Below are 4,860 nucleotides of genomic sequence, written 5' to 3' on the forward strand. Positions count from 1 at the left end.
GTTGAAACGGCCCTCCGATGGCGAGAAGCACATCCTTACGGATATCGTGAAAAACAGTCACATGATCTCGTGGCTACATAATACAGACATCAAGAAGCCCCTTGAAACAGCCTGCCCGGAAAACATCTGGCAGTCATAAAGGCGTTTTTGATGAAGCTTTTTCAGGGCCTGTTGGGAATTAACGTGAATTGATGACTGCGGCGGTGAGATAAATCATCGCTGCGAATGATCTGTCTGTCCTGTCGCTCCGCATGGCGATGCGCTTGAACTCCTTGAGCTTGCAGAAGAAGTTTTCGATGAGATGGCGCGCTTTGAACAGGGGCCCGTCAAACGGGCGTCTGTCGAGGCGGTTTTTGCGCTGGGGAATGACCACACAGGCTCCTTGCGCACGTATGGCGTCCACAATCCAGTGGACGTCGAACGCCCTGTCAGCAGGAAGCCCCCTGAAATCCGCCTGTTCAAGAAGAGGCGCCACCCCGACCGTGTCGTAATGCTGACCGGGGACAAGCGTAAAGCGGACCAGATTGCCCAGGGCATCAGTCATGGCGATGATCCTGGTTGACCATCCCGTCACACTGCGTCCCGTCGCCTGACTTCGGGTCCCCCTTTTGCGCCCTGGCCATGGCGGTGAACCCGGATGACCGTGCCATCGATCATCGCATATTCCATGTCGGCATCGTCAGAGACCGCTTCAAAAAGCCGCTGGAAAACACCAGCTTTCATCCAGTCGCTGTAACGGGAATAGACTGAGTTCCAATGCCCGAAATACATCGGAAAGTCCCGCCATGGACTGCCGGTCCGGGCAATCCATAAGATCGCCTCAATGAAAAGACGGTTGTCCTGCCTGCTGCGACCGCGATCCGTTTTCCTGCCAAGGCATAGCGGTTCCATTTTCGCCCATTGGGCATCTGTCAGTACGAAGCGATCCATATGAATTTTGAATCACAATCAGATGCTTTAAAAAAGACGACACCCGAAAGCGGATCATCTGCGGCGGTAAGTAACCGGTTGTCAGCGTTATGCACGTTTTACGACGAAATGCCAGATTTCCGTATGAACCTGCTTGGAAAGGAGCCAGCCCCGCCAGCTCCTTCCGTTTCAGTCAGGCAGGATCAACAAAAAATGCCGGGATTTTCTGACCAGATCCGAGCAATTTATCAATCTGGTCACAGGCATTCAGGGCTTCAGTAATGGTCACGTCCATATCCAGGTAACGATATGTCCCCAACCGGCCAAGGAACGAAACACCGGTCTGTTCACGTGCCAGTTCAATGTATTCGTGCAACTTGCGCTTTTCGTTTACCAACCTGATCGGATAGTACGGAACATCCTTAGGCTCCGCCAGGCGGCTATATTCACGGAAGTAAACGGTGCGGGAGAATTTATCCTGCTCCCATGGTGCAAAGTGCTTGTGTTCTGAAATACGGGTATAGGGCACCTTCTCGTCACAATAATTCATGACTGCCGTGCCCTGATAATCGCCTTCATCTTCAAAACGTTCGAAATCAAGGGTCCGGTAACCAAGACGTCCCAGACGGAAATTGAAATACCGGTCAATAGGGCCTGTATAGAATACGTGGGCAAAGGTCTCTTTCACGTCTTCAAACGGCATACCCAGACGCACCTCGATACCGGGTACCGAGATAATATTTTCAATAATCGATGTATAACCATTTTCCGGCATCCCCTGATAGGGATGGTTAAAATAGTTATCATCATAATTGAACCGGACGGGCAGACGCTTCAGGATGGCGGCAGGCAGTTCAGTCGGCTCGAACCCCCACTGCTTGCGCGTGTATCCGTAGAAAAAGGCCTTGTAGAGTTCCGGGCCGATCATCGCCAGCGCCTGCTCTTCAAAATTGCGCGGCTCCACAATGCTGCGGTCGGCCTTGTCCGAGATGAATTGCCTAGCGTCCCGAGGTCCCAGGGTCTTCCCAAAGAACTGGTTGATAGTGAGAAGATTGACAGGCAGCGTGTAAACGCGCCCCTCTGATATCGCCTTCACCCGGTTCACATACGGACGGAACGTGCCGAACTGCTGAACATAGTCCCACGCGCGCCTGTCAGCGGTGTGAAAAATATGAGGGCCAAACTTGTGAACCATGATACCGGTGGATTTGTCACGTTCCGTATGACAGTTCCCAGCCAGATGATCGCGTTCATCAAGCAACAGGACCTTATGGCCGTTTGTGGCAAGATGGCGAGCAAGAATCGCGCCGCTGAATCCACACCCAACTATACAATATCTCATATTATCCCAACACCTGTGTAAATGTACCTTATTATTACCCACTCATTCCATAAATGGAAATCAAGCAATGCAATGAGTGATCTAGGGAATCTGGAGCGAAATTTTGGGGTAATGAACGGCTTTTTTATGACGCAGTCAAAGCTTTTCTCATTTTTTTACGTCCGCAGACAGACCTTTATTTCCCGCTGATTTTAAGAAAATTTTCCCACCATTCGATAGTTGTCATCTTCCATATATTTTGTTTTGAAGGCGGTTTTCGGAAATATTGAGCAACAAGTCCTTTAATTAATGAATGAAATATGGCGCGAAAACGCTTTGGATCACGGACAAGGCGTGTAACCTTATCTCCGGTTTTTACCAGAATGCCTTCCGGGCGCTGCCGTGTGCCGCTTACCCAGTCACGATTATTGACAACTGGCATATGATTTATTTGTGACTGTGGTGCAAAGTAATCATGAATGATGCGCATCACGCTTATCAGCGTTCGAAAAAAAGGAGTCGGATAACATGTGATTGCAACGGGACGTTCCGCAGGGGCAGCCTCGTCCTTTATTCTGTTGGCCAGCAGATCCCGATGGGATTCCGCCCCCCATTCGGCCAGGGCGTCTGCGCCGCATTGGTAAGCCCGCAGGGCACCGATCCCGGCCTCAGCAAAATCGTAGCGATACGTCACCATCGCGTTGATGATACCGCGAACCAGAGACGCAACGGATGGAGCCTGCCCCTTCGGGCTATACAGCAGGCTGCAGAGCAGCGCGTTGCGTCGGTCATAGAAATGATGCCAGGCCTGTGTCTGTGATGTCAGCGCATTATGTTTCACCGCAATACCGGGCCACATCACGGTACGAAAACCCGCATGGGTTAGACGCAGGCCATATTCTGCGTCATCTCCCCGAATGAAAAAAGGCAGGGGCAGTCCGCACTGCTCAACCGCCCGCTGCGGAAAGCAGAAACACCACCATCCACAGAAATCGACATCGGGCAGTTCTGCCATCTGCCGTAATGTCCCTTCATCATTCAGGGACATTCCCTCTTTTGGAACAATATCCCGAACGGCACATTTGTTGACATCAATCCTGTGCCCCAGGGACACAACGGAATCCGGGTTACGGATATCCAGCATCGCGCCGCCAATACATATGGAATCCGGCACATAGGCACATATGGCCTTCAGCCGGATGATCAATGTATCTGAAATCTCGACATCATCATCCATAAACAGAAAATGCGTCATACCGCGCATTTTCAGGCTTTCCATGAGGCCACGCGTAAAGCCTCCCGCGCCGCCGTAATTGGCTTGTTCGACAATCTGCAGAAATGAAGGATCATCCTCTCGGCGAACCCGTGCGGCAAGTCCGGAATGCCCCTGATTGACGATGCAGATATGACCGATCGCTTCGCGCTGTTTCCCCAACGCATCAAGCACCAACCGCAACTGCTGATCCCGATTAAACGTGCAGATAATAATTGCAATGGCGGGAGCATGCACGGGGGGAGCGGAACACACCCATTCAATTTTCAGATCGGAATCGGGAACTGCGGTGTTCTCGACCTCACAAATCAGCCAGTCTCCGCAGGCATCGGCCCTGCCAATGGGCAGAACGGTCAGACCCGGCGCGCATCTCTGCTGAACAAGGACCTGGCCGTCGGTTCCTCCCTGACGAATGAAAACATGACGGGACTGCCCCGTGCGGATACGCAGGCCCAGTGCGCCCACTTCCGCATAAACTGCCCACGGACGCGGAAAAAAATCAGCCTGCCACTGCGGGGAAGCCGGATCCATGCAAACGGTCTGGAGCGTAAAGAATTTATCTGCGGATATATTGGTCATCAAACATCAGAATCAAAAGAAAATTCTTTCCGGCAAATGCAGACGGAAGGAACGCCATGGGAGCAGAAGTCACCCAGACCTATACCCCAGATGCAGTGGGTTTAGAAGCAGCTCGGGATAATAGGACACCATTGACGGTGGTGAGTGCTTCTACCCAATGCAGGAAAATCCGTTTGCCTGCGCCGCTGTCGCTTGCATCATGGCGTTGCGTTCACGGTTTTCGCCCGAAATAGGGAGAAAATATTGTAGATTGGATGAAATTATGACATCCAGAAGCAAGCTAATGCTGGCCGCTGCGCAGCAGCGTTTGAACGTAATTTCTTGAAGAAAAGACCGGCAGAGGGAAGCGCAGATGCCAGGCAGGCGGGCCATTATAGGTTACGGGACGTAAACCGCCGCCAGATGATCTTCACAAAATAATCCCTATAACATTTACTGTTTCTTAATAGAAAAAGATTAAAAAATATTTCATATGCTGGTGCGCAAGCGATCAACTTTGCCATCCCAGCAGTACTTTGGCAGAATATTCGGGATAAAAATTCTCAACGGGTATGACCAGTGTTTCATGAAAGACCCGTTGTAAACGGGGCTGATATCGTGGAACCAGAGGCAGCCGGACTACCCGCTTTGCAGATGGATCAGTCCGGTCCTGCAGGTAATGCCTACACTGTGGAAACCTTCTGTCCTCCCAAGCATTCTAGCAAAGTAGTGCTGGCATTCCGGCGTATTTTTGGTTAGATGGGTCTTTAATATTAAATCACATCTTGATGCAGGCTGC

At 51.2% G+C, this 4,860-nt stretch carries 3 protein-coding genes; all 3 read right to left on the reverse strand.

Features of this window, described 5'->3' with window-relative positions:
• Positions 1 to 178 precede the first annotated feature (178 nt).
• The 3 genes from MSKU9_RS17420 to MSKU9_RS17430 all read right to left on the reverse strand — a co-directional run bounded on the left by MSKU9_RS17420 (position 179) and on the right by MSKU9_RS17430 (position 4,034).
• Positions 179 to 930, reverse strand: a protein-coding gene (locus MSKU9_RS17420) for an IS5 family transposase (RefSeq protein WP_141262614.1) whose coding sequence is annotated in 2 segments (ribosomal slippage) — positions 179 to 600 and positions 600 to 930 — 753 coding nt in all. Because the reading frame shifts where the segments join, the coding sequence is not laid out codon by codon here.
• A 172-nt stretch (positions 931 to 1,102) separates the two neighbouring features.
• Positions 1,103 to 2,251 carry a UDP-galactopyranose mutase gene (glf, locus tag MSKU9_RS17425; protein WP_141262615.1) on the reverse strand — a complete coding sequence of 383 codons (1,149 nt, stop codon included), beginning with the start codon at positions 2,249 to 2,251 and terminating at the stop codon, positions 1,103 to 1,105.
• Positions 2,252 to 2,426: 175 nt separating this feature from the next.
• A complete protein-coding gene (locus MSKU9_RS17430; protein ID WP_227002586.1) occupies positions 2,427 to 4,034 on the reverse strand; it encodes a glycosyltransferase family 2 protein in 1,608 nt (535 codons plus the stop codon).
• Positions 4,035 to 4,860: the final 826 nt, after the last annotated feature.

This window comes from Komagataeibacter diospyri (assembly GCF_006538165.1).
GTDB lineage: Bacteria > Pseudomonadota > Alphaproteobacteria > Acetobacterales > Acetobacteraceae > Komagataeibacter > Komagataeibacter diospyri.

Coding starts and splice junctions, on each gene's coding strand:
- glf (WP_141262615.1), bottom strand. CDS start 2,251: ATGAGATATTGTATAGTTGGGTGTGGATTCAGCGGCGCGATTCTTGCT.
- MSKU9_RS17430 (WP_227002586.1), bottom strand. CDS start 4,034: ATGGATCCGGCTTCCCCGCAGTGGCAGGCTGATTTTTTTCCGCGTCCG.